The following is a 23,591-nucleotide window of genomic DNA, read 5'->3' as shown; positions in this document are numbered from 1 at the left end:
CCCCCTACTCCGCAGCGCGCGCCGTGTCCTCGCGCCGCGCGCGCCCCAGATGCAGCAACGCCTCCGGCGACGCGGCGTCCTCCGGGAACGGCACCACGCCCACCTTCACCTGCGCGCGCGCGAAGTCCCCCACGCACACGCGCGCCGCGAGCGCCGCCACCCGCGCCTGCGCCGCACCTTCAGGCAGGGTGCCCGGCAGCAGCACCGCGAACGCGTCGCCGCCCACGCGGTACACGCGCCCACGCGGCCCGAACTCCGCCTCGGCGGCCTCCGCGAACGTCCGGAGCAGCAGGTCCCCGCGCACCTGCCCCAGCTGGTGGTTCACGTCCTTGAGGCCTTCGAGCGCCAGGGACACCAGCACGCCCTGCCCCTCCACCATCAGCAGCCGGTGCGCGTCCAGCTCGAACGCCGCGCGGTCCCCGAGCCCCGTGAGCGCGTCCGCCTGCCCCTCGGCGCCCCGCGCCGCCGCGACCGCCGCTTCACGCCGCGCCACGTCGACCACCAGGCGCCGCTCCTGCAGCAAGGCCTCCAGCTCGGGTGGCGCCGGCCACGCCCGCCCCGGCATGTCCGGGCGGCGCGCGCCCCCGGACGCGCGGAACGCCTCCTCTTCTGCGCTCAGTGTCCGCAGCGCCTCAGACGCGACCGCCACCACTGCCGGGTCGAAGTGCTGCCCGGACTGCGCCTGCAACTCGGCGAGCGCCTCGTCCACGCTCCATGCCCGCTTGTAGGGCCGCACCTGCATCAACGCGTCAAAGACGTCCGCGACCGCCACGATCCGCCCGGACAGTGGAATCTCGTCGCCCGCGAGGCCCCGCGGGTACCCGCCGCCGTCCCAGCGTTCATGGTGCGAGAGCGCCACTTCCTCCGCGAGCTGCAGCAGCGGCGACTGGCTGCCCGACAGGATCTGCGCGCCGATCAGGGGATGCAGCTGCATCTGCGCGAATTCCGCTTTCGTCAGGCGGTCGCGTTTCAGCAGCACCGCGTCGGGAATGCCGATCTTGCCGACGTCATGCAGGCGCGCCGCGATGCCCAGCAGCTCCGCGCGTTCCGGCGCCCACCCGAGCGCCCGCGCGATACTCGCCGCGGCCCGCCCCACCCGCCACGTGTGCTCGCCCGTCGTGTCGTCCCGGTACTCCGCCGCCATCGCCAGCCGCGTGACAATCTCGTACTGCGCGCGTTCCAGGTCCGCTGTGCGCTCCTGCACCAGCGCTTCGGCGGTCGCGCGCGCCTGCTGCTCCGCTTCGGTGCGCAGGCGGTACACGTCCGCTTCGTGCCGCGCGCGCTGCACGTCGAACCGGACCGTCAGTTCCCGCGTCTGCCGGTCCCGCTCCTCGTTGAACAGCTCCCGTTCGATGCGGTGGGACGCCCGCAGGTGCGTGATGGCCTCCGCGAGCGCGCCCGTGCGTTCGAGCACCTCCGCGAGCAGCTGGTGCGCTTCGGCCTGCTCGCGTGGCGCCTGCATCTCCTCGGCGAGGTGCAGGCTGCGCTCCAGGTGGGCGCGCGCCGTGTCCACCTGCCCGGCCAGGAGGTCCAGCCGCCCCAGTTGCCGCGTGGCGTTCAGCTCTCCGGCGGCATGGCCGATCTCCAGCGCGAGGCTCAGCGCCGCTTCGTGCGCGGTGCGCGCCGCGTCCACGTCGCCTTCCTGCTCGTGCAGCGTACCGAGGCTGTCCAGCGTGAAGAGTTCCCCCTCGCGGTACCCGATGTGGCGGCTCAGGCGGAGCGCCTCGGCCAGGTGCGGCGCGGCCTCCGCGTGGCGCCCGGCCGTCAGGAGGTTGCTGCCCAGGTTCAGCGTCGTCGTGGCGCGCAGCAGCAGGTTGCCGCCGTGCTCGGTGGCCGTCAGGGCGTCCTGGTTGATGCGGATGGCCTCGTCCACGTTGCCCTGCCGCTGGTGCATGTCCGCGAGGCTCAGCAGGACTTTCGCTTCGCCGTTGAGGTCCTGCAGGTCCACCTGATAGATGCGGTACGCCCGCGCGAGCCCCTCGGCGGCCGCGTGGTACTCCCCGAGGTCGATGTTGATGTTGCCGACGTTCGTCAGCCCGTTGGCCAGCCCGCGCAGGTCCCCCAGGCGCTCCCACAGCGGCAGGGCCTGCTCCAGGGTATGCAGCGCCTCGGTCATGGCCCCCTGGGTGTACAGCACGCCGGCCAGCTGGTTGAGCACGAAGGCCCGCAGGGTGTCGGCGTCGCCGGTTACGGGAAGACGCCCGCGCGCCCGTTCGAGGTCGGCGCGCGCCTGTTCGAGGTCGCCCATCAGCAGGCGCGCCTTGCCCATTTCCGCTTCCGCTTCGGCCTGCAGGGCCGGCTGATCGGGGCTGGCCAGGGTCACGGCCTGCTCCAGGGCCGTGAGCGCCTCGGCGAGGGACGCGCCCGCCAGGTGCGCCTGCCCGAGCAGCAGCGCGCTGCGCGCCTGCAACGCTCGCTCCCCGAGCTGCTCTGCCAGTTGAGTGCAGGCGCGGGCATGAGCCAGCGCCTGCGGGGCATCTTCGGACAGCAGGGCACGCGCCTGCGTGGCGTGGTGTTGCCACGGTGCCTCGCGGCTGGAGCCGCGCGCCGCCCCTTGATCGTGTCGGTTCAACAGCAGCTTCAAAGGTTCCGTCCGGTCCGGGGGCGCCGCTTCGCGCCCCCTCAGGGCTGAGGCGGGGGGTTAATGCAGAGCGGCGTCAATGAAGGCGGCCAGATCGAGGCGGCCCTTGCGGCCCAGCATGCCCTTGTAGCTCGGGTTGAGCTTGTAGATGTCGTCCGCTTTGTCGATGATGTTCGCTGCGAGGTCCCTGGGGTTCAGGCTGCCTTCGGCGAGGGCGAGGGCGAGCCCGCCGGACACCATGGGCGCCGCCATGGACGTGCCGCTCCACGCGGCCATCGCGTTGCCCGGAGCGGGCGCGTACACGTTCTCGCCGGGAGCGACGACTTCCAAGCGGTCACTGTAGTTCGAGAAGCTGGATTTGCGGTCCTGCGCGTCCACGCTGCCGACGCTCACGGTGCGTTCGCCGCCGATGCCGGCCGCGTCGTAGGCGGGGTAGGTGAGGCGCTGCTCATTCTGGTTGCCGGCGGAGCAGACGACCAGGACGTTGCGGGTGCTCGCGCGGTTGATGGCGTCCTGAACGGCTTTGGAGCGCTCGTCGCTGCCGAGGCTGAGGTTGATGACGTTCGCGCCCTTGGCGACCGCCCAGTCGATGGCCTGCACGACGCTGCTCACGTCGCCGGAGCCGTCGGGCGCGAGGACGCGCAGCGGCATGATGGTCGCCTGCGGCGCGACCTGCAGGACGATGCCGGCGACGTTCGTGCCGTGCCCGTACGCGCCGACGCCCAGAACGCCTTCTTCCTGCGGGAGGGCGTCGCCGTCCACGAAGTCACGCCAGGTGCCGGGGGCGCTGAGCGCGCCGGCGAAGGCAGGGTGGTTGACGTCGAGGCCCGTGTCGATGACGGCCACGGTCACGCCCGCGCCCAGTTTGGGCGCCTGCTGCTGCGCGCTCTGCAGGCCCAGGGTGCCCCACAGGCCGGTGTTCTGGGGCAGGGGCGTGTAGGTGCCGCCGCTCCAGGTTTTGACGCTGCCGCCGCTCCAGGTCTTGACGCTGCCGCCCGCCCAGGTGGTGACGCTGGTGAGCACGGCCGTCAGGGTGCCGCCGCCGCTGAATACGTCGCGGTTCGGTTCGATGCCGAGGCCCGTGCCGGCCAGGGCGCGGAGTGTGCCCTGGCCCTGGGGGGTGAGGGCGTCGGTGTCGCTCAGGCCGACGGTAGCGGTGCAGTCAGCCTGGCCCGGCTGACAATCGGGCCAGCTGAGCACGTCGCCGTGCAGGCGCGCACGGAGGCTCGCGCGGGTGTCGCCCGGCTGGAGTTGAACGGTGGCGACCGCCGCGTACCGCGCGGCGGTGGGGGCGCTGGTGGGCTGAGAGCAACCGATGAGCAGAGCGGCGGACAGGGCGCTGAGTGCGATGTGGGGCAGGCGGATGGGCATGGCGGTCCTCCGGGGAAAGATGGGCGAGCGGGGAGGGCGAACCCCACGCGCCGTCAGAATGTCTTTAGAGTAGTCCCTCATGCCTTTTTAAAAAAGAGGTGAGGCAACCTTTAAGGTTTCATTCAGAGATGCGGGGACGTCAAGGTCACTTGCTGCCCGGCGCCCAACGAAACCCGAACCCGTAATGGGCGTCCGCTTCGGCGTGCCCGTGGAAGTACCGCTCCTCCTTAGTGATCTCGATGCGCCCCCCCACGTTCTCCAGCATGGCGATCGCGCAGAACGTCCGCCGCACGTCCGGGTTGTTCAGGCGCACCGCCACCTCGTTCCCACTCGCGTCCTTGAGCTGCAAGCGGCCGTTCACGTCCGTGAAATCGTTCGTACCGTCGTAAATGAAGGCGAACAGCAGGACCTGCTGAATCAGGTCCGGGCGGACGATGTACAGGTTCTCGCCGTCTGCACTACTCCCACTGCGGTCATCCTTGTCGAGCACGATGTACGGCGGGAGGCGTTCACTGCCGAAATGGTTCCCGAGCGCCTGCACCACCCCGCCGTTCCCGTCTTTCAGCACGTACATGCAGCCGAGGTCCAGGTCGGCGCTGCGGCTGGTCCGCATCCCGAACAGGCCGCTGCGGGTGGCCTGCTGGTCCCAGTTGAGGTTCACGTGGATGGGCTGCGGCGTGCCGCTCTTACGCAGGTTGATGCTGGCGCGTTCACCCTGTTTATCGAGCGTGACCTTCGTGAGGTTCACGCTCGACGCAGGCGGGGCGGGTGCAGCGGGCGCAGTAGGCGGGGGGCTGGGCGGGGAAACGGGCGCGGACACCGGGGGCGTCGGCGGGGCGTCCTTCACTTCCCCGCCCAGCGATTCGACGAGCGCGCGCAGGCCCCCACTGAACCCCTGACCGGTCGCGGCGACGCGCCACACGTCCTTGAAGTACACCTCGCCGAGCGTCACGGCGCGTTCCGTGCTGAAGTCCGCCCCGTGGAACTCGTACCGCGCGACCTCCTGCCCGTCCGGCGTCATGAGGCGCAGGTGCCCGCTCGACACCTGCCCGAAGGTGCCCTCATCGGTGGTGGCCGCGACGCTCAGGCGCCGCACCGCCCCCGGCAGACGCGCGAGGTCCACCAGGAACCGCTGCGCGTCCCCATTGGCGGGCCCGAGCTGCTCGATGGCCCCTTCCGGGCTGCGCTTCTGGTTGTAGAAGACGGTATACCGGTCATCCTGAATGCGGCTGTGCTCGTCCAGGCCGAACACGGTCACGTCGTACTCGCGAGCGGGCCCGGCGACGCGTACGCCGATGAGCAGGCGCGTGCCGGTCAGCAGGTCTTGAAGGCGGGCGCGTTGCCCTCGAACCATCTGCAACATGAAATCTCCTCGGTGGGGGCGTTCCCCGGTCATTATGCCGGGCGCCCCCCGGCGCAGCGTCAAGCCGCGCGCCGGCCCCCAGGGGGCCGGCGCGCGGTGAGGGGCAGGTCAGGCCTGCGGCACTTCAGGGAAGTCGAGGACGCGCGCGTCGTTCCAGAGCCCTTCGAGGTCGTAGTACTCGCGGGCTTCGCGGGTCATGACGTGCACGATGATGTTCCCGCCGAAGGCGAGCAGCAGCCAGCGTTCGCTAGGGCCTTCCACGGTCGGGTGCGGCAGGCCCGCCTCGACGGCCTGATCGCGGATGTTCTGCTGCACGGCGTTAAGCTGCAGGCCCGCCGTGGCGGTGCAGATCACGAAGTAGTCGAGGGTGCTGCTGACCTGCGTGAGGTCCAGGACGACGACGTCCTCGGCGCGGCGTTCGCGGGCGGCGTCCACGATGACGCGCAGCTGCTGCAGTTCTTGGGTGGTCGGTTCGTTCATGGGGTGCTCCAGTGTCGTTAGGGTTGGATGGCGTTGATGCGCGCGAGTTCCGGGTAGGCGCTCTGCGCGTCCTGCCCGAGGTACACGCCGATCTCGCCGCTCTGCACGGGAAAGCGCAGGCCCTGCAGGCGGGGCAGGCCCAGCTGGTCGGCGAGGCGTTCGGCAGCGCCAACGGCGTCGAGCGTGAACACTTGGCTGTTCTCGCGGCTGAGCGGGGCGGTTTCGACGGTGCGGACGGTGTAGCCGCTGGCGCGCAGCAGCCGGGCGAGCGGCCCGCCCAGGTTCGCGCCGCTCGCGTCCACCAGGTGCACGCGGGCGTTCTGGACGTTGGTGTCGGCGGGCACACCCCAGATGCGCGCGAGCGCGGCGCGGTCCGGGGCGAGGTTGCTGACGCCGGGAATCTCATTGGTGGGCAGCGTCGCGAACGCAAGCTTGAAGCTGCTCAGGTACGGCTGCACCTGCTGCAGCAGCGTGGGGTCCACGTTGGTTTCCACGCCGTCCTGCAGCCCGCCGAGGATGGTGGGGAGCGCCGCGAGGCCCGCAGGCGTCTTGAGTTTCGAGGCGAGCTGGCTGATGGCCTGCTTCTGGTGGTCCATGCGGCCGTAATCGTCACCGAAGCCTTTGCGCATGCGCAGGAAGGCCACGGCCGCCTGGCCGTCCAGGTGGTGCGCGCCCGGGTCGAGGTGCACGTGCAGGTTCGCGGCGTTGTCGTCGAAGTGAATGCCGCGGCGTTTGGGATCGCCGTAGCTGGGCACGTCCGGCACGGTGACGTCCAGGCCGCCGAGGGCGTCCACGACGCGCTCCACGAAGTCGGTGCGGACGATGGCGTAGGCGTCCACGTGTTCGCCCGTGACGGTTTCGACGGCGCGCGCGAGCCCGCTGGGGCCCTCACGGAAGTAAAAGGAGTTGATCTTCTGCGCGGACACGCCCAGCGCGGGGTTGAACTCGCCGACGTTCGTGTCGCGCGGGATGGACAGGACGTCCACGCGCGTGCCGTCCACCTTCATCAGCATCAGCGTGTCGGTGTTCGGCGGCTGCCACAGGCCCGTGCGCTGGTTCTGGTCCTTGCAGGGCGTGCGGTAGTAGCAGTACACGATGTCGCGCCCGGCGACCAGCAGCGTGAAGTGCGGCGGGGCGCCCGGCGTGGTCATGGCGACGCTGCGCGCCTCGCCGCCCGTGCCGGTCAGCGCCCAGAACCCGCCGAGCGCCGTGGCGCACACCAGCAGGCTGCTGAGCTGCCACGCGCGCCACGCCGGCACCGTGCGCTCCGCGTAGAACGTCTGGGCAGGCGGGCGCGGGATGGCGCGCTTTGGCGGGTTCGGCGTCACAGCAGCGCCTCGTGCACGCGCAGCGTGCGGGGGTGCACGGCGATGCCGCGTCCCTGCAGGTACGTGACCTTGCTGTGGATGGCGCGCCGCAGTGCGGCGTCCAGGTCGGTCATGGCGAGTTCGCGGATGTCGTCGTTGACGCCGCGGCCCGGTTCGGACACGTCCGCGATGTACACGGCCTTGCTCACGCCGTTGTGCGGACGCGGGCCGGTCGTGTGGTCCTCGACAGCTTCCAGCACGGTGCCGTCCGCGAAACCCCAGCGTTCCAGCAACGTCCGCGCTGCGCGGCCATGCAGCGCGAGCGGATGACGCGCGTCGATGTCGCACTCGGGCGGCGCGAGCTTCAGCAGTTCCGCGTCCGGCAGGTCCCGCGCGATGTCGTGCAGGATGCCGGCAATGTACGCGCGTTCGGCGTCGAGGCCGTTCGCGAGGGCAATGTCGAACGCGAGCCGCGCGACGCGCAGCACGTGTTCGAACCGGCGGGGTTTGACCATCAACCGCACGCGGTCCTGCCATACGGTCAGGTCCGGAGCGGGCAGGACTTCAGGGGTAGAAGAGACTCGCGCGCCGTGCACCATGCTCACTTCGCGACCCGCAGACCGCAACACCCCTTCAGTATACGCCCGCAACGGCGCACGCCGCACGACCTTCACGATTGGTCGTCGAAGTACTCGAAGCGGAACGCGCCGATCTCCACGGTGTCACCTTCGCGCGCGCCAGCACGCTTCAGTGCGGTGTTCAGGCCCTGACGGCGGAACACGCCGGACAGATACTCGGCCGCGTCCTCAAGGTGACGTGAGAAGCGGTCGATCTTCTCCTCGAACCCGCCGCCCGTGACGACCAGTACGCGTTCCGGCTCGGTGCTGCCCTTTTCGGGCGGGTCGATGCGGAGCGTGACCTGCAGCGGCTCGATGCGCACCTCGTCGACGTCCTCGGCGAGGGCGTTGCGTTCCGCCCAGGCGTCACGCGAGGGCAGCAGTTCAAAGATGGTGTCGCGCAGCGTCTCGATGTGCTGACGTTCACGGGCGCTCACGCGCAGCACCGGCAGGCCGAACTGCGTGAGCTCCTCCTCGATCATCGCGGCGATGTCCTCGTCAATCAGGTCGAGTTTGTTCAGCGCGACAAGCGCGGCGTTCTCCAGCAGCGACGGGTCGTACGACCGCAACTCCGCCTGCAGTTGCTGCAGTTCCCCGATCGGGTCGCGGTCCGCGGCGAGCACGTACACCAGCAGGCGCGTGCGGCTGATGTGCCGCAGGAACTCCAGCCCGAGGCCCTTGCCTTCGCTGGCGCCCTCGATGATGCCGGGGATGTCCGCCATCGTGAAGCGGCGGTCGCGGTCGTCTTCCTGCACCACGCCCAGGATGGGGGAGAGGGTCGTGAACGGGTAGTCCGCGATGGCCGGGTTGGCGTTGCTGAGCGCCGCGAGCAGACTGCTCTTCCCGGCGTTCGGGTAGCCGACGAGGCCAACGTCCGCGATCAGGCGCAGTTCCAGGCGGACGCGCCGGCGTTCGCCGCGCGTGCCGAGTTCCGCGAATCGCGGCGCCTGGCGGGTGCTGCTGGCGAACACGCTGTTGCCGCGCCCGCCGTAGCCGCCGCTGGCAATGACTTTCGTCTGGCCGACCTGCACGAGGTCGGCGAGGATCTTGCCGCTGTCCGCGTCGAACGCGGTGGTGCCCACGGGCACGTCGATGACGAGGTCGGCGCCGTCGGAACCCTGACGCAGGCGACCCTCGCCGTACGCGCCGTTCTCGGCCTTGAACTTGCGTTTGCCGACGAGGCGCTCCAGGCTTTCGACGCCTTCGATGGCGCGCAGCACGATGCTGCCGCCGCGTCCGCCGTGCCCGCCGTCCGGGCCGCCCTTCTCCATGTACTTGGCGCGGTGGAAGCTCATGCTTCCGTCCCCGCCGTTCCCGGCGATCACTTCAATGTCCAGCACGTCACGAAATGCCATGACGCCTCCTTCGTCCCCGCCCGCGGGGACATGAAAAAACCAGCCTCGCGCGGGGCGCACCCCAGGGCGACGAGGCTGGCACGACGACGCTGAAATCAGTCAGCGGCGGCTTCGACCGGCAGCTGCACGCTGATGAAGCGGCCCTTGCTGCCTTTGTTCGCGAACACCACGACGCCGTCCGTCAGGGCGAACAGGGTGTGGTCGCGGCCCATGCCGACGTTCGCGCCGGCCTTGAACTTCGTGCCGCGCTGGCGCACCAGGATGTTCCCGGCGAGCACGCGCTCACCGCCGAACTTCTTCACGCCGAGGTACTTGGGGTTGCTGTCGCGACCGTTCTTCGAGGAGCCTACGCCCTTCTTGTGAGCCATTTCAATTCACCTTACCCTTGAATGCCGGTGATCTTGATCGCCGTGAACTGCTGGCGGTGACCGGTGCGGCGGCGGTACTGGATGCCGCTCTTGTACTTGCGGACGTAGATCTTCTTGAACTTGCCGTGTTCGACAACTTCCGCGTTGACCGTGAACTTCGCGGCGTCGTCGCCGGTCAGCGTCTGGTCGCCGCCCACCAGCAGGGGCTTGAGTTCGACTTTGTCGCCCGCCTGGCCCTTGAGGCTCTCGACGCGGATGACGTCGCCTTCCTGCACGCGGTACTGTTTCCCACCGCTCGTAATGATCGCAAACATGCTTTTTCCTCCCTGCCTCGCGCACGGGCGTGAGCCCGGCGTGCGCTCGCGGCACAGTCCCGCCGAGGCGGGTCATCAGCGCACCACTGTATCACGGGCTTAAGCGTCTCTCAAGCCCAACGGCGAAGGCGGCCCGTCACCAGCTCGGAACGGACCAAACACCACCCTGACGCCCACTCGAGGGCGCCGCGCACGTGATGTTGTACCGTTCTCGACTCGCGTGTCCTCGCGGTACACGCTGCCCACAAGGGGCGTTCCTGACTCGACCTCCGCAAGTCCGCACACCACGCGGACCAGTGACCCCTCAATATACCCGCCCAGCCCGGCGCACGCCAGCCCTAGTCGTCCTCGTCGTCCAGGTCGTCTGCTTCCGCCGCGCTGCCCTCCTCGTCCTCCCAGTCGTCGCCGAGGGCCGCGCGGACCGCCTCGATGCGCGCGCGGACCACGCCGTATGCGGCGCGCGCCTCCTCCACCAGCGGCAGCACCCGGTCCAGGTCGGCTTCGCCGTCCTCCAGGGCCCGCGCCACCCGCGCCAGCGTGGCGTACGCTTCCCGGTACTCACTCATGCCCGCAGTGTAGAGCAGTGACTCCCGCACAGAACCGCCGCCCATCACGGCGGCTGCGGCACTAGTCACACCCCGCTTCAACCACGTGCGCTGCTCATCTTCGCTGAGTGCAGGTGGGAACTGACTTGTGAGCACCGGATGCGCAACGCTTTAATCAAACCATGACCTTCAAACGGACCGCACCTGGCCTGCTGCTCCCCGCCCTGCTGGCCGCCTGCACGACCCCCACGGGCACCACCCCGCCCCCCACCACCGGCAACTTCACGGAGCCTGCCGCGCCCATCGCCACCAGCGCCGTCGATACCCGCAACGCCCCCGCCATCACCGCCGACGTCAACGCCGACCTCCTCGCGGTCCTCAGCCCCGCGAACCTCGACGCTGACACCCTCGCGGCCTTCGCCGCCTTCAGCCTGACCGGCAGCGCCTTCCCGAGCCAGCCGCAGAGCCTGAATCCCCAGGCGCTCGGCCGCACCCTCGCCGCTGCGCTCGCTGCCGGACGCACCCCCACCCACGCCACCAGCGTGAGCGTCACGCCAAACGTGCCCCTGCCCACCGGCACCACCCGCCGCGCCGCAAACGGCCAGATCACCCGCACCGCCACCCCCACCGACGGCCTCGTGTACATCGACGACAGCACCGGCACGACCGCCACCATCGAGTGGCGCGTGAGCGGCGCGCCCACCACCAGCCTCACCCTGATCGGCGAGCAGGGCACCTACAGCGTGGAACTGCCCACACGCGCCCGCCTGAACGTCACGCGCGGCACCGGGCGCGACCTCCAGCGCCTCGCGCACGCCGACTTCACGCTCGCGCCCGGCGCGTGCCTCAGCAGCACCGGCCCGGACGCCCTCACGCTCAACGCCTGGGCCGGCCGCGAAAGCGAGCCCGCCGCGCGCCTCAACGTCCAGTACGCCTGGGCGAACAGCGGCGTCACCTTCGCCGTGGACGCCAGCCTGCGCGGCACGCAACACAACGCCCGCGCGAAACTGAACGTCGCCCTGAACGGCACCACCACCAACCGCTGCGACCCCAACACCCTCACGTTCACGCCCAGCGCGGTCAGCGTCAACGCGGACGTGACCCTGCCCAAGCACAACGCGCAAGTCAGCCTGGACGTCCGCGGCCTCAAGAACATCGTCCTGAGCGGCGACACCCTGACGGCCCAGAACCCGTTCGCGCGCATCGAAGGTCAGGTGCGCGGCCTCGTGGATCTGGACGGTGCACGCGCCGCGAGCGCCTGGGGCAGTTTGCAGGACGGCCCCGACGCCGACCTGACGCCCGGCGACCAGGTGACCGTCCGCTACGTCCGGGACGGCGCCGTCGTGACCACCACCCTGCAGGACCTCCTGAAGTAAGCGCGTGCCCGCAGCGGGCGGGGGCCGGGAGGCAATCCCGGCCCCCGCCCGCTGCCCTCACTCAGGACCGACGGCGCGGCGCGCGCACCCACCGCGCGACCAGCAGCGCCGCCAGCGCCAGCGCCGCCACCAGCGGACCCGTGTGGTCCTTCTTCACCCCCCACCAGTAATGCAGCGCGCCCAGCGCCGCCGCGGCATACACCGCGCGGTGCAGGCGCTGCCAGCGCACGAACCCCAGCCGCCGCACCATGCGTGGCGTGCTCGTGACCGCCAGCGGGATCAGCAGCACCAGCGCCACGAACCCCACTGTGATGAACGGTCGCTCCAGCACGTCCTCCAGCACTACCCCGGGCGTCAGCCCATGGTCGAACAGGTAGATCAGGAAATGCAGCGCCGCGTACGCGAACGCCAGCAGTCCCAACGCCCGGCGGACCCGCGCTGGCCACGTCCACCCGCTCAGCGTCCGCAGCGGCGTGCACGCCAGCGACAACAGCAGCAGCGCCAACGCCAGCAGGCCCGTCTGCAGCAGCGCCCGCTGCACCGGGTTCGCGCCCAGCGCGCCTGTGCGCGCGTCGAGCAGCAACCCCACCAGCGGGACCAGCCCCCCCACCACCACGCCCGGCTCCAGCCCCGCCCACCGGGCAGGTGCCCGCCGCCCGCTCAAAAGAACACCCGCAGGTCCATACCGCGGTACAGGTCCGCGACCTCCCGCGCGTACCCGTTGAACGGCAGCGTCGGCTGCCGCCCCCACTCCCCGATGCGCTGCTCCGTCGCCTGACTCCAGCGCGGGTGCGGCACCGCCGGGTTCACGTTCGCGTAAAAGCCGTACTCCTGCGGCGCCGCCAGACTCCACGTTGTCGGCGGCTGCGTCCGCGTCAGGGTGATGCGCACCACCGCCTTGATGCTCTTGAACCCGTACTTCCACGGCACCACCAGCCGCAACGGGGCCCCATTCTGATTCGGCAGCGCCCGCCCGTTCAAGCCGACCGCGAGGAGCGTCAGCGGATGCAGCGCCTCATCCAGCCGCAGGCCCTCCACGTACGGCCACGCCAGAACGTCCCCCCGCTGCCCCGGGAACTGCTGCGGATCATGCAGCGCCGTGAACTGCACGTACCGCGCGTGACCCGTGGGCTCCGCACGACGCAGCAGCGCTGCGAGCGGAAACCCCTGCCACGGCATCACCATGGACCACCCCTCGACGCAGCGCATGCGGTAGATGCGGTCCTCCGGCGTGAACCATGACCGCAGCCTGTCCAGGTCCACCTGCAGGGGCGCGCGGACCTCCCCGTCGATCAGCACCGTCCAGGGTTGCGTGCGCAGGCCCCCCGCGAGGCGGGCCGGGTCGGCCTTGCCCAGCCCGAACTCGTAGTAGTTGTTGTACGTCGTGGCCTGCGCGTACGGCGTGAGCGGCTCCGCCGTATCGTACGGCCCCAGCGCACGCGGCGCGGCCACCAGCGGCGGGGCTGCGCTCGGCGCGGGCGCGGCCCCCGGCCGGCGCGTCAACAGTTCCAGGCCGCCACCGAGGGCCGCGGCCGTGCCCGTGAACAGCGCCGCGCCGCGCAGAAACGCCCGGCGGGTCACGGCGCGCCGCTCCTGCTCGTCAGGGTCCTCGAACGGTCGACCGGGGGGTGGGTTCGTCATGGGGCCTCCTCACGGCGCCGCCCACACGCATGCAGGCGGGGGGCCGGGTGGCCCTCATGCCAGCACGCCCCCGCCCCCGTGACTGTAACGCCCCGAGCGAACCAAGGCTCGGCTCAGGGCGCGTCGTCCACGCGCACGCGCACCTCGCCGTCCTGGAAGGTGAGCGTCAACGCGCCCGCGCGCGCGCCCGCCGCGTCCCGCACGACGCGCCCCGCCGCGTCCCGCACGAGCGCGTACCCGCGCGCCAGCGTCCGCTCGGGCGTCAGGCCCAGCACCGCCCGCATGTGCGCGTCCGCGCCCGCCGCGTCCGCCTCCACCCGCGCGCGCGCCGCTCCCAATACCCGGACCCTCAACGCCGACACCGACAGCTTCGCCTCGTGCACGGCGGCCCGCGCCGCCCCGCGCACCTGCGCGTACGCAGCCTCCGCCGCCCCGGCCGCCTCCACGACCACCCGCGTGATGAACTGCGCCGCCTTGCTGGGCGTGTCGCACCGCACGCGCGCCACCTCATCCAGAATCGTGTCGTCCCGCGCGTGCCCCAATCCCGTCACGACCGGCGCGGGAAACGCCGCGACCGCCCGCGCGACCGCCAGATCATTGAGCCACGCGAGGTCCGTGCTCGCCCCGCCACCCCGGATGATCACCAGCGCGTCAAACGCCTCCTCGGCATGCAACCGCCGCGCCTCCGCGAGTGCCGCTGTGAGGCTCGCCGACGCCTCCCGTCCCTGGAACGTCGCGCTCAGGTACGTGAAGTTCACGACGCCCGCCCGCGACAACCGGTCCGCTTCGCGCGTGAAGTCCCCCAGGCCCGCCGCGCCCGCCGGGCTCAGCACCAGCACCCGCGTGAAATCCTCCGGCAGCGGCAACGCCCGGTTCAACCCGTACAGCCCCTCCGCCTCCAGCGCCACGCGCAACCGCGCGAGCTGCTGCGCCATGTCGCCCACCGTGAACTCCGGCGCGACGTCCACGACATTCAGGCTGAACCCGTACTGCTCATGGAACTCCACCGTCACCATCAGCAGCACCCGCAACCCCGCCGTCAGGCCCGCGCCCGTCGCCCGCCGGAACTTCCCCTCCAGCGCGAACCGCTCCCGCGCCCACACCGTCCCGCGCGCCTTCGCCAGCTCCCGCCCATCCTCGTCGGCCTGCACGAGATCCAGGTACAGGTGCCGCCGGTCCGTCAGCTGCGCGATCTCCGCCCGCACCCACACGCCCCCTGGCACGCCCTGGTGCAGCACCTGCGCCACGTACCCCAGCAGCTCCGACAACTCCAGAAACTGCGTGGGCGCGCGGTCCTCCGCACGACGCTTGCGGCTCACACGGCCCGCCCCGACCCGATCAGCAACCCCGCCGCCGCGGCCAGCAGCCCCAGCAGCACATGCCCACCCAGGTACCCCGCGAACGCGCGCCACTCCCCAGCCTGCGCCAGGCGCACCGAATCCACGCTGAACGTGCTGAACGTCGTGAACGCCCCCAGGAACCCCGTGCCGAACACCACGCGCCACGCGTCCGGCACCGCCGCGCGCGCCGCGAGCGCCACCGTCACGCCCAGCAGGAACGACCCCACCACGTTAATGCCCAGCGTCCCCAGCGGAAACGCCGACCACACACGCGCGGCCCACAGCGTCAGCGCGTACCGCGCCAGCGCGCCCAGCGCCCCCCCGACCGCAACCCCCGCCCACATGCCGCCCAGGATACGCCACCCGCCACCCCGCCCGGCCACGCCCGCCGCTATGCTAGGGCGCATGATTCGCGCCACCACCCTCGACGGCCGCGAGTTCCCCTGGCGAGGCGAGCGCGAGCACGTATGGGTGGACGCCAGCAACGTCACCCCCGAGGAACTCGACGCGCTGCGCGCCACGTTCCCCATGCACCCCCTCGCCCTCGAGGACGCGCAACAGGCCGGCCAGTGGAGCCGCTACGAACAGTACCCGGAAGGCGACTTCATCACCTTCCGGTCCCTCGCGCGGCCACGCGAACTCGACGAATTCACGGAACGCGTCAGCCTCTTCATGTACCCGGACGCCCTGCTGACCTTCAGCCGCGAACGCCTCCCGTACCTCGACCAGATCTGGCGCATGGTCGGCCGCGAAAGCGTCAACACGCCCGGTGAGATCACCTTCGAGATCCTCGACCACGGTGCCGACTCGTTCACCGCGTTTCTCGACGAGCTTGAGAGCCGCTTCGACGTCATCGAGGAGCGCGTGTTCTCCCGATCGAAACGCCGCGCGGACATCGCCCAGGACGTCTTCGACCTGAAACGCAGTCTCGCGCACGCGCGCCGCGTCGCGTACGAAGCGCGCGACGCGAGCGTCCTGCTGGCCCGCCACGCCCGCGTTCCCGACGCGGACCTCGTGCGCTTCCGGGACGTGCAGGACACCATGAACCGCGTCGCGAGCCGCATGGAAGGCGGCCGTGACGCCCTGACGGGCCTGCTGAACATCTACTCCGGCGTGCAGAGCCAACGCATGAACGAGGTCATGCGGACCCTCGCAGCCGTCAGCACCGTGTTCCTGCCGCTGACGTTCCTCGCGGGCGTGTGGGGCATGAACTTCGAATTCATGCCGGAACTGCACTGGCGCTATGGGTACGCCTTCGCGTGGGCGATGTTCGTGCTGATTGGCGCGGCCCTCGCGCTCTACTTCAAGCGTCGCGGCTGGTGGTGATGGCGCCCTGAAGGTCGCGGGCGCGCCCGCGGCCTGTTAACGGAGCAGCGCGGCACCCGCGCCCCTGGGTACATTGCTCCAGGGAAGTCCTGATGGGCAGGGTGCAGCCCCGCTTTTGGGCGTGCCCCCTGCGGCACGCCCGGAAATGACGTGCCACACCCCAGGTGGGCGCTTCAGAACCAGCGCAGGCGGTAGAACAGGAACGCCAGAATGCCGCTCGCGCTGAACGCAATGCCGAGCGCCAGTGCGAAGCTCCACGGGTGGTCCTGCCCGGGGATGGGGACGTTCATGCCGAACACGCCGGTGATCAAGGTGGGGATGGCCACCAGGATCGTGGTGGTGGTGAGGAGCTTCACGACCTGATTGACGTTGTTGCTGATGACGCTGGCGAACGTGCCGCTCATGCTCGTGAGAATGCTGCTGGCGATGTCGGTCATTTCGATGGCCTGCAGGTTCTCGATCAGCACGTCGTCGAGGAGTTCCTGGTCCTCGTCGTACATCTCGAAGATGCGGTCGCGTTTCACGCGTTCCATCATCAGTTCGTTCGCTTTGAGGGCCGTCATGAAGTACACGAGGCTCTTCTCGAGTTTCAGGAGTTCCAGCAGTTCCTTGTTGCGGGTGCTGCTTTCCAGCTTGTCCTCGGTGCGGTCCACCTGTTTGTTGATGTGGCGCAGGTCGATCAGGAAGCGTTGCGCGTTGCGGAGGAACACCTGCAGCGTCAGGCGGTTCTTCTTGGCGGTGCTGATGGAGCGCACCATGCCGCTCACGAGGTCGCGGATGACGGGGTTCTCCTGGGCGCAGACGGTGACGACGCAGTGGTCGGTGTGCAGAATGCCGAGCGGGACGGTGTCGTAGGGGATGTCGCTGTTGTCGGCGAGGCGGTAGCTGGTCTGCAGGATGATGAGGAGCTGGCCGTCCTCGCGTTCGAAGCGGGAGCGTTCGTCCGGGTCGAGGGGGTACTGCAGGTAGTCGAGGTCCAGGCCGGTTTCGCGGGAGACGCGGGCGAGTTCTTCGGGGGTGGGGGCGGTGACGTTGATCCAGCAGCCATCGGTGTAATCCTGGATGACGTGGAGTTTCCCGCCGATGCTGCGGTAGTACGTCAGCATGTGCGGGCCTCGCGCGGGGCGTGGTGGTAGGGCATGGCGGCCTCCTGGGGCGGTGGGGCCGGCGGGCGCGCGTGGGTCAGCCGGCAGTCGGGGGGGTGCGGCAAGGCTGACTGGGCGGTTCCTGTTCGATTGTCACCTTGGACCACCTCCCGGGCGCGCGCGCGCGTGTGCTGCCCCGTGCCGGGGCGCGTCGGTGCTCATGCTAGCGCCCAGGGGGGCGGGCGGCAAGGCGGCGCGGAACGTGCGATGATCGCGGGCATGGACGCGTCGGGGGCGGTGCTGAGCGCGCGCGGCGTGCGCGTGCGGATCGGGACGTGGCGGCTGACGCCCGCGGTGGACGTGCAGGTGATGCCGGGCGGCCTCCTGCGCGTGTCGGGGGTGGGGGCCGGGGCGGTGCGTGAGGGCGCTGGCTGGCGTGAGCGTGCCGGCGCGCGGGCGGGTGCTGGTGGGGACTGTGCCGGCGGTGCGGGCGCGTTCGCGCGTGGCGTTCCTGCCGGGCGTGGGGGGGCTGGACCCGGCGTGGTCGTTGAGCCGCGCGGTGCGGGTCGTGAACGGCCTGGTGTCGACTGGGGGGGCGCGGGTGGGTGTGACGCGGCTGGTGGAGACGGCGGAAAGTCTGGGGGTGCGGACGCGCGTGCCGGTGGGGCGGTTGCCGTGGGCGGAGCGGGCGCGGGCGGGCCTGGCGTTGACGCTCGCGCGGGAGGCGACATTATTCGTGCTGGATGACCCGTTCCGCGGCGCGACGGATGTGGCGCTGGCGCAGCGCGTGGCCGGCGCGCTGGAGGACGCGGGGGCGCGGGGCGCGCTGGTGGTGTCGTCCGGGCTGCCCGGGTGGCGGGCGGACGCGCCGCTGCTGGACCTGGGTGGGCGCGCGTGAGGTTCCTGCGGCTGGTGGGGCGGGACGTGTGGGGGCGCTTGCCGGGGCTGCTGGCCACGGTGCTGCTGTTGCTGCTGGGAGCGTTCGCGGTGGCGCGGTACGCGCCGGACGCGCTGACCGGGGGGGTGGCTGTCGCGGCGCTCGGGGCGGTGCCGCTGCTGCACTGGGTTCTGGGCGGCACGGCGGCGTTGTGGCCGGAGTTCGCGCAGGGGACGTTCCTGCTATGGCGCGCGCTGGGCGTGCCGGGCGGGGTGGTGATCGCCGCGCGGTACGTGCGGGTGCTGCTGGAGGCAGCGGTGATGGCGGGCGCGCTGCTGTGGGCGGCGTGGTCGTTCGGGGCGTTGGCGGCGCCGCTGGCGGAGGTGCGCGTCGCGCCGGGCGACGCGGCGCGGCTGGCGGGCATCGTGGGGGCGTTCTTGCTGGTGCCGCCGGCGGTGGCGCTGGCGGCGGGCGCGATGGGGCGCGCGTCGCGCTTGCGGGGGGTGGCGGGCGTCGTGGTGTTCGCAGCGTTGTGGGCGGGCGTGGCCCTGTGGACGGCCATCGCGGCGGGGGTGGGGCCGGCGCTGAGCGTGTCGTTCGCGAACCTCCCGTCGGAGTTGTGCGCGCACCCTGGAGGCTGCGAGCTGCGCGTGTCAGCGCTCGCGGTGGCGGCGCAGCCGGTGCTGACGCTGCTGGCATTGTGGGTGGCGGCGCGCGCACTGGAGGCCGTGGAGCCTTAAGGTGACCGGGTGGGGACCCTGGGGGCAGGCGGTGGTGTATGCTGTGAGGCTGAGAGCGTCCCCCGTCCCGGGCCGGGTGCGGGTGTGGGCGCGAAAGGGGTCCCTATGGCTGAAAAAGACATCGACAAGCTGCTTTCACTCACGGACAGCAAGTACCGCCTGTCGGTCGTGACGGCGAAACGCGCCATCCAGTTGCGCGCGGGCGCGCCGAGCGTCCTGGCGCCCGAGGTGCGCGTGAAAACCCGGAACCTCGTGACGCAGGCCATGCGGGAGCTGGCCGGCGGGAAGCTGCAGGTCGGCGAGGGCCTCATTGACGAGGACCGCATGCAGCAGGATTATCAGCGTCAGCGTCAGGCGCAGCTGCAGGCGCAGCTGAACGCCGAACGCGAACGCGAACGCGACTGACCGTTCCTGAACACGCCGCCCCCACCTGCAGGTGGGGGCGTTCTTCATGGTGGGGCGCCGGGGGGGCGCTGGCCGGTCGGGTGGGGTTCAGGAAAGCGTGGTGCGGGGCGGCGCGTTGGGCGTGCGGGCGCTTTACACTGCGCGGGTGAGCGTTTCCCGTTCTTCTGAAGCCGCGGTCGCGTTGGTGATCGTGGGGGGCAGTATGGCCGCCGTGAAGGCCCCGTCCGCGGTGCGTCGCCTGCGCGAGGCGGGATTCCGCACGCGCGTGATCGCGACGCGCGCGGCGCTGCAGTTCGTGACGCCGCTGTCGCTGGCGACCGCAGCGGACAGTGACGTTGCCACGGATGAGACGTGGTTCGCGCCGCACGCGACGGCGCAGCACCTGAGCTTCGCGCGGTGCGACGTGGCCGTGATCGTGGGGGCGAGCGCGGACCTGCTGAGTCGGCACGCGCATGGCCGCGCGGACGACCTGGCGAGCGCGACGCTCTTGAGTGTGCGCGCGCCGGTGTTGTGGGTGCCGGCCATGAACGAACGCATGTGGCGCCATCCGGCCACGCAGGCGAACGTGGCGGTGCTGCGCCGGTGGGGGCACGGGTTCCTCGGGCCGGTGGAGGGCGCGTTCGGGTCGAGTGGGGAGGGGGAGGGGCTGGGCCGCATGGCTGAGCCCGAGGAGATCGCGGCGGCGGCGCGGGGGCTGCTCAGCTCGCCGCCGCAGGATCTCGCGGGGGTGCGGGTGGCGGTGTCGGCGGGGCCGACGCGCGAGTACCTGGATCCGGTGCGGTATATCAGCAACCCGTCGAGTGGGAAGATGGGGTTCGCGGTGGCGGAGGTGGCGCGGGCGCGCGGCGCGGACGTGACGCTGGTGACGGGGCCGGTGGGTCTGGCGGACCTGCCGGGCGTGCGGACGGTGCGGGTGGAGAGCGCGCTGGAGATGCATGCGGCGATGCTGGAGGCCGCGCGGGACGCGAACGTGGTTGTGATGACAGCGGCGGTGGCGGATTACCGCGCGGCGGATCCGGCGACCGAGAAGCGCCCGAAGACGCCGGGGGACGTGACGGTGACGTTCACGCCCAATCCGGACATTTTGGCGGCGCTGGGCGCGGAGAAGGGCGAGCGGGTGCTGGTGGGTTTCGCGATGGAGACGGACGCGGGGGTGGCGCGTGCGGCGGAGAAGGCGCGGCGCAAGAATGCGGATTTCATCCTGCTGAATTACCCGACGAAGGTCGGGACGGCGTTTGGTGGCGATGACAATGAGGTGACGTTGGTGCGTGCGGACGGGTCGTTCGAGGCGTGGCCGCGGGTGAGCAAGCGGGAGGTGGCGTCGCGGTTGCTGGACGCGGCGCTCGCGGTTCGGGGTGGTTAAGGGCTCGGTGGCGGTTGGGGCGGTGGGCTCTTGCGTGTGGGCGCGGGTGCAGGTAGCCTGTGAGGCCTGCGCGCAGACCGCGCTTGTATAAATTCGCTTTATACGTATAATTATTCGTACTGTGTTCAGCAAAGAGCAGCGTCAGAAGCGCATTCAGGAGATCATCGCGCGCGAAAGCATCTCCACCCAATCCGAACTCGTCGAACGCCTCAATGCCGAAGGCGTCCGTGTCACCCAGGCCACCGTCAGCCGAGACATCAACGAACTGCGCCTCGTGCGCCTCCCCATCGGCAAAAGCAAGCACCGCTACTCCCTCGCGCAGGTCACCACCGAAACCGACGTCATGGACGAACTCGCGCGGCTCTTCCGCACCTTCGTCACCGACATCGACCGCGGCGAGAACCTCCTCGTCGTCAAAACCGCCGAAGGCCACGCGAACGGCGTCGCCTTCTTCCTCGACAAACTCCGCCGTGACGACATCGTCGGCACCCTCGCCGGGCAGGACACCATCATGATCGTCGCCCGCACCGTGGCCGAGGGCGAAGCCCTGCTGGAAGAACTGCACAGCCTGATGCTCGGCTGAAGCTGACGGGAAGGCGCCCCGATCAACGGGGCGCCTTCCTCCCCATATGGCGCGTACACCGCCCGGCGGGCTCAGGGCGCCCCCAGGCGTCCGGCGTGCGCCCGCGCCGCGTTCCACGACCGCCAGTCCTTCACGGCGCTGCCACGTACGCTCTCCCGCAGGGCCGCCGCCACATCGGACTGACCGTCCGCCAGCGTCATCAGGTTCGGCAGGACGTACGGCGCCGCGTCCGCGCCGAGGTTCTGCGCGGTCAGCTGAACGGCCCGCGCTGCCGGAAGGATGGTCGCGCGCGTCCCGAGGTCCCGCGCGATCCGCAGGCCCGGGTTCAGCCCATTCAGCCCCAGCAGCACGACGAAGCCGGCCAACACCGCGCGGGCCGTGAAGGTCTCTGTTCGCGCGCGCGCCACGCTCCACCCGAGCAGGCCCAGCAGGGCCGCCACCCACACCATCGCCGTTCCCGCCAGAACGCGCAGCTCACTCAGGCCGTACACCTGCACGTACAGCCCCATACGGGTCCAGGCGGACGCCAGCAGCGCGGCCAGCAGCCCGGTCACGAGCAGCGTCAGCGCGCGCGGCCAACCGTGGTCCCGGAGGTCGGCGCCCAGCGCGCCCCTCAGGGCCAGCAGCAGCGGCACGCCCAGCAGTGTTACCGTCAGCAGCTCGAAAAACCCGCGCCGCGCGTACTCCGCGTACGTCAGGCCCGTCAGGGCCGTCACCTGTGCTGGGCCGCCAAACAGGTACGCGCCCTGCACCACCATGAACGCTGCGAACAGCGCCGCGAGGCTCCCGAGCACGATGCCCACCTCGGTCGCCCCCAGGCGCGCGATCGGCATGGTCGCCGGGTCAGGGCGGGTGGGGGTGCGGGCGAGTGCCGCCACGTACAACACGCCCGTCAAGGCCCAGACCCACACCACCCACGCGAGGGCGTCGCGCGTGAAGGCCCCGAGATTCCAGCGCAGCAGGCGCCCCAGCAGCGTTCCGAACGCCGCGTCCGCGTTGCCCAGCAACGCCCCGAACACCAGCAGCAGCGGGAGGGCCAGCAGCGCGCCGCGCAGCAGCGGCCCCCACGCGCGCGCCCGGCCCGGGTGGGCCAGGGCCCGCCAGTTCGTGCGGGCCGGCAGGCCGGCTCCCTGCACGAGCGTGTGCGTCCACAGCAGGGCCGCGGCGATCAGGGGCGCGAACGGCGGCATCGTCCAGACCTGGCCGGGCGCGCGCAGGTACCTCAGGCCTACCGCGCCCGCCAGCAGCGTCGCCAGGACATTCAGGACCGTGAGCGCCAGCATGTCCCGCCACGCGACGCACGCGGCGAACGCCGCGGCCACCCCCAGCAGCGTCACCGCGGCGCGGCTGCGCGGGGCGCGCCGCGTGAGCAGCAAGGCTGTGCCCAGCACGGCCCACACGAGCAGCGTGAAGTTCACCCCGAGCGGCCCACCCCCCCGCACCAGGGCGTGCGCGAGCACGCCGAGCGCCGCCGCGCCGCCCAGCACCGGCAGCGCCCGCGCGGGTGTGAAGGTCTGCCACGTCCATGCCGGGGCGTCCGGGGTCACCACGGGCGGCTGCTCATGCGCAGAAAGGGTTGGTTCGGTCATGCCTGCAGCGTGCGATGACCCGCCCAACCGGCGAACCTGCACCGGGATGTAGCTCCCGCGTGGACCGGGACGTACCCCCGGGCGTATGTCGCGTTCGGGGACGCTCCGCCCTGGATTTCGTGCGGGCGCGTGCCCGACACTGCAGGTATGGCCTTCCCGGATCTGCAATCGTTTATGGCGCAGCTTGAGGCGCGCGGGGAGCTGGTGCGCGTGAGCGTGCCCGTGGACCGCGACCTGGAAATCACGGAGATCGCCGACCGCCTCGTGAAGAGTGGCGGCCCGGCCGTGCTGTTCGAGCACGTGAAAGGCAGCGACTTCCCGCTCGTGATCGGGCTGATGGGGACGCGTGAGCGCATGGCCCTCGCGGTGGGCGAGCCGGACCTCGACGCGCTCGCGGCGCGCGTCCGGAACCTCATGGACCTGAAAGCCGGGGGTGGACTGGGGGGGCTGCTCAGCAACCTCCCGAAACTCAAGGACGCGGCGTCGCTGCCGCCGCGCCGCGTGTCGCGCGCGCCGGTGCAGGAGGTCGTGTGGCGCGGCGACGAGGTGGATCTCGGGAAACTCCCGATCCTGAAGTGCTGGCCGCTGGACGGCGGGCCGTTCGTGACGTTGCCGCTCGTGATCACGAAGGACCCGGAAACGGGCGAGCGGAACATGGGCATGTACCGCATGCAGGTCATGGGCCCGCGCGAGACGGGCATGCACTGGCAGCGGCATAAAACGGGCGCGCGGCACCTGGAGAAGGCCAAGCGGCTCGGGCAGCGCCTAGAGGTCGCGGTGGCGCTCGGCGGTGATCCGGCCCTGGTGTACGCGGCGACGGCGCCACTGCCACCCGTGCCGGGCCTGGACGAGTTCGCTCTTGCAGGGTACCTACGGGGCGCGCGCTACCCGGTCGTGCAGGGCGTGACCGTGGACCTCGACGTGCCCGCAAACGCGGAATTCATCCTGGAAGGGTACGTGGACCC

24 protein-coding genes (1 of these 24 cut by a window edge) are annotated in these 23,591 nt (G+C 71.0%); 8 read left to right on the top strand and 16 right to left on the bottom strand.

All coding sequences use genetic code 11. The features are described from left to right. Positions 1 to 4 precede the first annotated feature (4 nt). The 10 genes from DEIMA_RS17460 to xseB form a co-directional block, all read right to left on the bottom strand. Positions 5 to 2,572, bottom strand: a complete 2,568-nt coding sequence (locus DEIMA_RS17460; protein WP_148234984.1) for an HD domain-containing phosphohydrolase — start codon at positions 2,570 to 2,572, stop codon at positions 5 to 7. 69 nt (positions 2,573 to 2,641) lie between these two features. Further along, positions 2,642 to 3,952 (bottom strand): S8 family serine peptidase, encoded by a 1,311-nt coding sequence (locus tag DEIMA_RS15655; RefSeq protein ID WP_013558257.1) that lies wholly within the window; start codon positions 3,950 to 3,952, stop codon positions 2,642 to 2,644. A 145-nt stretch (positions 3,953 to 4,097) separates the two neighbouring features. Next, positions 4,098 to 5,315, bottom strand: coding sequence for a TerD family protein (locus DEIMA_RS15650; protein ID WP_013558256.1), 1,218 nt, complete (start codon positions 5,313 to 5,315; stop codon positions 4,098 to 4,100). Positions 5,316 to 5,423: 108 nt separating this feature from the next. Beyond that, complete coding sequence (gene rsfS, locus DEIMA_RS15645) at positions 5,424 to 5,795, bottom strand: ribosome silencing factor (protein ID WP_013558255.1); 372 nt, start codon at positions 5,793 to 5,795, stop codon at positions 5,424 to 5,426. A 17-nt stretch (positions 5,796 to 5,812) separates the two neighbouring features. After that, a complete protein-coding gene (locus DEIMA_RS15640) occupies positions 5,813 to 7,123 on the bottom strand; it encodes an LCP family protein (RefSeq protein ID WP_013558254.1) in 1,311 nt (436 codons plus the stop codon). Then, entirely contained in the window at positions 7,120 to 7,617 is a 498-nt protein-coding gene (gene yqeK / locus DEIMA_RS15635; RefSeq protein WP_169311968.1) for a bis(5'-nucleosyl)-tetraphosphatase (symmetrical) YqeK, read from the bottom strand. The genes DEIMA_RS15640 and yqeK overlap by 4 nt, the downstream gene beginning before the upstream one ends. 155 nt (positions 7,618 to 7,772) lie before the next feature. Next, positions 7,773 to 9,074: a GTPase ObgE gene (gene obgE / locus DEIMA_RS15630; RefSeq protein WP_013558252.1), complete on the bottom strand. Its 1,302-nt coding sequence runs from the start codon at positions 9,072 to 9,074 to the stop codon at positions 7,773 to 7,775. 95 nt (positions 9,075 to 9,169) lie between these two features. Beyond that, positions 9,170 to 9,442 carry a 50S ribosomal protein L27 gene (gene rpmA / locus DEIMA_RS15625; protein ID WP_013558251.1) on the bottom strand — a complete coding sequence of 91 codons (273 nt, stop codon included), beginning with the start codon at positions 9,440 to 9,442 and terminating at the stop codon, positions 9,170 to 9,172. A gap of 11 nt (positions 9,443 to 9,453) precedes the next feature. Further along, positions 9,454 to 9,756, bottom strand: a complete 303-nt coding sequence (gene rplU / locus DEIMA_RS15620; protein WP_013558250.1) for a 50S ribosomal protein L21 — start codon at positions 9,754 to 9,756, stop codon at positions 9,454 to 9,456. A 338-nt stretch (positions 9,757 to 10,094) separates the two neighbouring features. Beyond that, a complete protein-coding gene (gene xseB / locus DEIMA_RS15615; RefSeq protein ID WP_043816849.1) occupies positions 10,095 to 10,322 on the bottom strand; it encodes an exodeoxyribonuclease VII small subunit in 228 nt (75 codons plus the stop codon). 161 nt (positions 10,323 to 10,483) lie between these two features. On the opposite strand from xseB, the gene DEIMA_RS15610 reads away from it, so the two are divergent. Beyond that, positions 10,484 to 11,677 carry a hypothetical protein gene (locus DEIMA_RS15610; RefSeq protein WP_013558248.1) on the top strand — a complete coding sequence of 398 codons (1,194 nt, stop codon included), beginning with the start codon at positions 10,484 to 10,486 and terminating at the stop codon, positions 11,675 to 11,677. Between the two features lie 61 nt (positions 11,678 to 11,738). On the opposite strand, the gene DEIMA_RS15605 is transcribed toward DEIMA_RS15610, so the two are convergent. The 4 genes from DEIMA_RS15605 to crcB form a co-directional block, all read right to left on the bottom strand. After that, positions 11,739 to 12,293: a protein-methionine-sulfoxide reductase heme-binding subunit MsrQ gene (locus DEIMA_RS15605; protein ID WP_013558247.1), complete on the bottom strand. Its 555-nt coding sequence runs from the start codon at positions 12,291 to 12,293 to the stop codon at positions 11,739 to 11,741. 44 nt (positions 12,294 to 12,337) lie between these two features. Next, the gene (gene msrP / locus DEIMA_RS15600; RefSeq protein WP_013558246.1) at positions 12,338 to 13,318 is read right to left on the bottom strand and encodes a protein-methionine-sulfoxide reductase catalytic subunit MsrP; all 981 of its coding nucleotides are present in this window, start codon (positions 13,316 to 13,318) and stop codon (positions 12,338 to 12,340) included. Positions 13,319 to 13,431: 113 nt separating this feature from the next. Continuing rightward, positions 13,432 to 14,637, bottom strand: a complete 1,206-nt coding sequence (gene xseA / locus DEIMA_RS15595; RefSeq protein ID WP_013558245.1) for an exodeoxyribonuclease VII large subunit — start codon at positions 14,635 to 14,637, stop codon at positions 13,432 to 13,434. Beyond that, positions 14,634 to 15,065 (bottom strand): fluoride efflux transporter CrcB, encoded by a 432-nt coding sequence (crcB, locus tag DEIMA_RS15590; protein ID WP_245528333.1) that lies wholly within the window; start codon positions 15,063 to 15,065, stop codon positions 14,634 to 14,636. Before crcB ends, xseA begins: the two co-directional genes overlap by 4 nt. Here crcB and DEIMA_RS15585 point away from each other — a divergent pair. Beyond that, positions 15,064 to 15,984: a magnesium transporter CorA family protein gene (locus DEIMA_RS15585; protein ID WP_013558243.1), complete on the top strand. Its 921-nt coding sequence runs from the start codon at positions 15,064 to 15,066 to the stop codon at positions 15,982 to 15,984. The genes crcB and DEIMA_RS15585 overlap by 2 nt on opposite strands. Before the next feature lie 173 nt (positions 15,985 to 16,157). Here the strand turns inward: DEIMA_RS15585 and DEIMA_RS15580 are convergent, their stop codons facing one another. After that, positions 16,158 to 17,090 (bottom strand): magnesium transporter CorA family protein, encoded by a 933-nt coding sequence (locus DEIMA_RS15580; RefSeq protein ID WP_013558242.1) that lies wholly within the window; start codon positions 17,088 to 17,090, stop codon positions 16,158 to 16,160. 397 nt (positions 17,091 to 17,487) lie between these two features. Here DEIMA_RS15580 and DEIMA_RS17105 point away from each other — a divergent pair, with 397 nt between their 5' ends. The 5 genes from DEIMA_RS17105 (at position 17,488) to argR (ending at position 21,037) form a co-directional block, all read left to right on the top strand. Continuing rightward, a complete protein-coding gene (locus tag DEIMA_RS17105; protein WP_052303328.1) occupies positions 17,488 to 17,967 on the top strand; it encodes a P-loop NTPase family protein in 480 nt (159 codons plus the stop codon). Further along, positions 17,964 to 18,686 (top strand): hypothetical protein, encoded by a 723-nt coding sequence (locus DEIMA_RS15570; protein WP_013558240.1) that lies wholly within the window; start codon positions 17,964 to 17,966, stop codon positions 18,684 to 18,686. The genes DEIMA_RS17105 and DEIMA_RS15570 overlap by 4 nt, the downstream gene beginning before the upstream one ends. Positions 18,687 to 18,791: 105 nt before the next feature. Further along, entirely contained in the window at positions 18,792 to 19,091 is a 300-nt protein-coding gene (rpoZ, locus tag DEIMA_RS15565) for a DNA-directed RNA polymerase subunit omega (RefSeq protein WP_013558239.1), read from the top strand. 181 nt (positions 19,092 to 19,272) lie between these two features. Then, positions 19,273 to 20,454, top strand: a complete 1,182-nt coding sequence (gene coaBC / locus DEIMA_RS15560) for a bifunctional phosphopantothenoylcysteine decarboxylase/phosphopantothenate--cysteine ligase CoaBC (protein WP_013558238.1) — start codon at positions 19,273 to 19,275, stop codon at positions 20,452 to 20,454. Positions 20,455 to 20,575: 121 nt separating this feature from the next. After that, a complete protein-coding gene (gene argR / locus DEIMA_RS15555) occupies positions 20,576 to 21,037 on the top strand; it encodes an arginine repressor (RefSeq protein WP_013558237.1) in 462 nt (153 codons plus the stop codon). A 71-nt stretch (positions 21,038 to 21,108) separates the two neighbouring features. Here argR and DEIMA_RS17100 read toward each other — a convergent pair whose 3' ends face one another. Further along, on the bottom strand, positions 21,109 to 22,626 hold the full coding sequence (locus tag DEIMA_RS17100; RefSeq protein WP_013558236.1) for a DUF4153 domain-containing protein: 1,518 nt from the start codon (positions 22,624 to 22,626) through the stop codon (positions 21,109 to 21,111). Positions 22,627 to 22,773: 147 nt separating this feature from the next. Here DEIMA_RS17100 and DEIMA_RS15545 point away from each other — a divergent pair, with 147 nt between their 5' ends. After that, a protein-coding gene (locus DEIMA_RS15545) for a menaquinone biosynthesis decarboxylase (protein WP_013558235.1) crosses the window boundary here: on the top strand, positions 22,774 to 23,591 show its start. The gene runs 1,018 nt beyond the window's last position; only the first 818 of its 1,836 coding nucleotides appear in the window; the start codon lies at positions 22,774 to 22,776; its stop codon lies beyond the right edge, outside the window.

The sequence above is a fragment of the Deinococcus maricopensis DSM 21211 genome, assembly GCF_000186385.1.
GTDB classification, from domain to species: Bacteria; Deinococcota; Deinococci; order Deinococcales; family Deinococcaceae; genus Deinococcus_B; species Deinococcus_B maricopensis.
Note: the sequence above shows the minus strand (reverse complement) of the source record. Positions and strands in the feature narration are given on the sequence as shown.